This is a genomic window from Frankia sp. AiPs1 (assembly GCF_023716945.1).
GTDB lineage: Bacteria > Actinomycetota > Actinomycetes > Frankiales > Frankiaceae > Frankia.
This window is the reverse complement of the sequence record NZ_JAMQQF010000581.1, coordinates 1-3,723: the sequence shown is the minus strand read 5'-3', so window position 1 is coordinate 3,723 and position 3,723 is coordinate 1. Positions and strand designations below refer to the sequence as shown.

Sequence of the window (3,723 nt, the reverse complement as noted above, 5' to 3'; positions counted from 1 at the left end):
CGTTCCCGCCGGCCGCCGGCGGTGCGGCCGACCTTCCCCCCGCCGGCTCCCTCGGCCACGCGGGCGCCGGTTCACCCTCCCCAGTTGTGCTGGGAACGGTCCGCCTCTACGCCGAACTCGGGGTGCTCGGGCCGGCCTGGGAACGGGCGCCCCGGCAGGCGCTCGCGCGGATGCATGTTCTGGCGGGGCGCGGTTACCTGCCCGACGACCTGCTCGGCCGGCCGCGGGCCGACGCGGGCACCCGCGAGCTGCTCGACCCGCTTCGGCTCGGTCCGCCCCCGCATTCGGTCGAAACCTCCGTGCGGCTGGATGGCCTGACCGGGCTACTCGTCACGCCGACCACAGCACCGGCCATCGTGGTAGCCGCCGTGGTGCACGGAGAGTTGTTGGCGCTGCGGCCGTTCGGCGCGCTGGACGGCGTCATTGCCCGGGCCGCCGGCCGGCTGGTCCTCATCAGCCGCGGGTTGGACCCCAAGGCCCTGACCGCCACCGATGTCGGACATCTCGATGTCGACCAGATCGACCACTCAGGGGCGCCGGTCCTTGGCTACCGCGACGCCGCCGCCGCCTACATCGGCGGCGGGGCACAGGGAGTCGCGGCCTGGGTGCTTCACTGCGCGAAGGCCCTCGAACTGGCCGCCAGGGAGTCCCTGGCCGTCTGCGAGGCGCTTGCTCGCGCCACCTGATCAGTGATCAGTCCCGCGACCCCTCGCCGGGCCGCCGCACGGGTGATGCGGCCCAGGATCGGCGGGCACGCCGGGGATTCGCACGATGCACGGTTTCGTGCGGGCGCCCTCGGGTATCTGACGACATGTCGGACCTGCTGGCCATAGGGCGCGGGACCCGGCCCCAGACGAGCAGCCCCCACGCGGGCCATGTCCCGAGGCGACCCCCGCACTCCCCCCTGCGGGGGTCGCCTCATCCATTCCGCCCTTCCCCGTTCTGACGGCGGTTCCCGTTCTGGCCGCGGTTCCCGTTCTGGCGGCGGTTCCCGTTCTGGCGGCGGTTCCCGTTGTGGGACGGTCCCGCGGCCACCGGGTGGCGCACTCCGGGCGGCGGCGAACTCCGGGCGGCGGCGAACTCCCGGCCTCAGGCCGAATCCTCCATCTGACCACAGCGGAGCCCTGTGGAGAGCGGTCCATCCACAGGGCCGCTTTGGCGCATGGTGGGCCACGTCCTCCCTCCCGACCGGGAATCGAGCCCGCCATGCCCCCCGCCCTGCCCCTGCTCACCCCCGCTGACGGCCGCGACGCGCGGCCGCTGATCGTGACCGGCGTTCCGGACCTGCTCGACGACCTCCTGCGCCTGGCCGCGGCCGCCGGAGTCACAACAACCGTCGCCACCGAGCCGCGCGCGCTGCGCCGTGCCTGGGCGGCGGCGCCGCTCGTCGTCGTCGGCCTGGACCGCGCCGACGCGTGCGTCGCTGCCGGCCTCCCGCTGCGCCCGCACGTGGTCCTGGTCGGCGGCCACGTCGAGGACGGTCGAGTCTGGTCCGCTGGTAGCCGCATCGGCGCCGATCACGTGATCTTCCTGCCGGAGGCCGAACCCTGGCTGATCGACGCCTTCAGCGACCTCGACCGGTTCGGCGACCTCGACCGGTTCAGCTCACCCGAATCGGTGACGATCGGGGTGGTGGCCGGCCGGCGCGGCAGCGGCGCCTCGACGCTTGCCGTCTCACTGGCGCTGTCTGGCCTGCGCCACGGCATGCGCACGATGCTGATCGACGCCGACCCGCGGGGCAGCGGGGTGGCACCCGGCTTCGCTCGGCTCCTGCCCACCGCGGCTGATCCCCCGCCGGGGGCCACCGACCGGCGGCCGGCGGGACTGCCCTGCTCGCCGGCCACGATGCCCCCGGGCAGGCTCGGTGGGGAGGCGTCCCCCTTCTGGCCGGCTCCGCCGGCGACATCCGGCGACCTGGCAGTGGTCTCATGGGATCTCGGCGTCGGGCCCGACGTACCGGTGGGCCCGATGGTCACGCTGCTCTCAACGGCCCGGTCCACCTCGGATCTGGTGGTCGTCGACCTGCCCTGGCAGCAGGACCCGGCCGCCGCCCTCGCGCTCGGCTCCTGCCGGACGGCGCTGGTGGTGCTGCGGGCGGATCTGGCGTCCGTGATGGCCGCCGAGCGTGTCTGCGCGATGGTCCGGCGACGATGCTCGGACGTGCGAGCTGTCGTGCGGCAACGTCAGTCGGCCGGGCTCGCCCCCACGGCGGTCAGCGAGATGCTCGGCGTGCCGTTGGCCGGGGTGATCGCCGACGGCCGACGGGCACCGGTCGCGACTTCGGCCGGCGCCGACACCCTGCGGGACGCTGACGCCCCGGGACCGCTCGGCGACCGGCTGCTGGCTCGGCTGGGGCTCCTCCAGCGGCCAGTCACCCCACAGATGCCGAACGGCCCGGGCTCGGAGCCTCAGACATGGGCGTGACGGCCCGGCGCAGTGGTGGGCCGGCGAGCCGGCCCGGGCAGCACCGGGTGGTGGCGGCGGAGCCGGCGGCTGGGGAGGGGGAGGCTGGCACGGGTCGGGAGGCAGCGGGTCCGCACGGGCCGGAGTCGGCGACCACGGAGCTTCACAGCGCCGGGGCTCGCAGCGCCGGGGCTCGCAGCGCCGGGCCGCTCGGCGCCGGGCCGCTTGATCCCTTTCTCGCCGATCCGGATGTCACCGACGTGCTGGTAAACGCCCCCGACGAGGTCTGGGTGGAGCGACAGGGCCGGCTGACGAGGACCCCGGTCACCTTCGCCGATGAGGACGAGGTGCGCCGCCTCGCCGTCCGGCTCGCGGCAGCCAGTGGCCGGCGGTTGGACTCCGCCATGCCCTTCGCCGACGTCCTGTTGGGCGACGGCACCAGGATGCACGCCGTCCTCGCGCCCACCGCCGTGCGCGGCACCTGTCTGTCCCTTCGGCGCCCCCGTCGCCGGCCGTTCACCTTTGACGAGCTCGTTCTCGCCGGCACGGTGAGTCCCGCGGTGGCCGCGGTGCTCCACGCGGTGCTGCACGCGCGGCTCGCGGTCGTCGTGACGGGCGGCACCGGCACGGGCAAGAGCACACTGCTCGCCGCCCTGCTGGGCGCGGTGCGTCCAGGCGAACGCATCGTCCTCATCGAGGACACCGCCGAGCTCGCGGTGAGCCGCCCCGGCCTGATCCGGTTGGAGGCCCGGCCGCCCAACATCGAGGGCGCCGGCGAGGTGACCCAACGCGAGCTGGTCCGGCAGGCGCTTCGGATGCGACCGGATCGCCTCGTCGTCGGCGAGGTCCGCGGCCCGGAGGTGCTCGACCTCCTCGTCGCCCTCAACACCGGACATGAGGGCGGCCTGAGCACCGTGCACGCCAACGACACCGGGGCACTGCCCACCCGGCTGGAGGCGTTGGCCGCCCTCGCGGGGCTGTCCCGGGAGGCAGTGCACAGTCATGTCGCCGCAGCTCTGCACGCGGCCGTCCACCTGCACCGGGATGCGGATGGCCACCGGCGGGTCCGGGCAGTGGGCGTGTTCCGCCGAGCTCCGGATGGTCTGGTGCAGGTGGTACCCGCGCTGGTCGCGCCCCCACCCACCGGGCGGCGGGGAGCGCCGCGGCGCGGGGAGGGGCCCGTGGCCGCGGAGGGGCTGCCGCTGCTGAAAAGCCTGTTGGATGTCCGCGGGGTGAGGCTGCCGGGGTTCGTCGGCGCTGCCGCGCTCGCGGGGGGCCGGCCGTGATCGCCCTGGCGGGCGCGGGCGTCGTGAGCCCGGC

General features: G+C 75.1%; 2 protein-coding genes and 1 pseudogene. All 3 read left to right on the top strand.

Features of this window, described 5'->3' with window-relative positions:
• A pseudogene (locus tag ND748_RS27735) lies at positions 1-686 on the top strand (hypothetical protein); the annotation flags it as partial.
• 520 nt (positions 687-1,206) lie between these two features.
• Positions 1,207-2,424, top strand: coding sequence for a septum site-determining protein Ssd (gene ssd / locus ND748_RS27730; protein ID WP_251749152.1), 1,218 nt, complete (start codon positions 1,207-1,209; stop codon positions 2,422-2,424).
• Complete coding sequence (locus ND748_RS27725; protein ID WP_251749151.1) at positions 2,415-3,689, top strand: TadA family conjugal transfer-associated ATPase; 1,275 nt, start codon at positions 2,415-2,417, stop codon at positions 3,687-3,689. The genes ssd and ND748_RS27725 overlap by 10 nt, the downstream gene beginning before the upstream one ends.
• Positions 3,690-3,723 lie beyond the last annotated feature (34 nt).

Coding starts and splice junctions, on each gene's coding strand:
- ssd (WP_251749152.1), top strand. CDS start 1,207: ATGCCCCCCGCCCTGCCCCTGCTCACCCCCGCTGACGGCCGCGACGCG.
- ND748_RS27725 (WP_251749151.1), top strand. CDS start 2,415: ATGGGCGTGACGGCCCGGCGCAGTGGTGGGCCGGCGAGCCGGCCCGGG.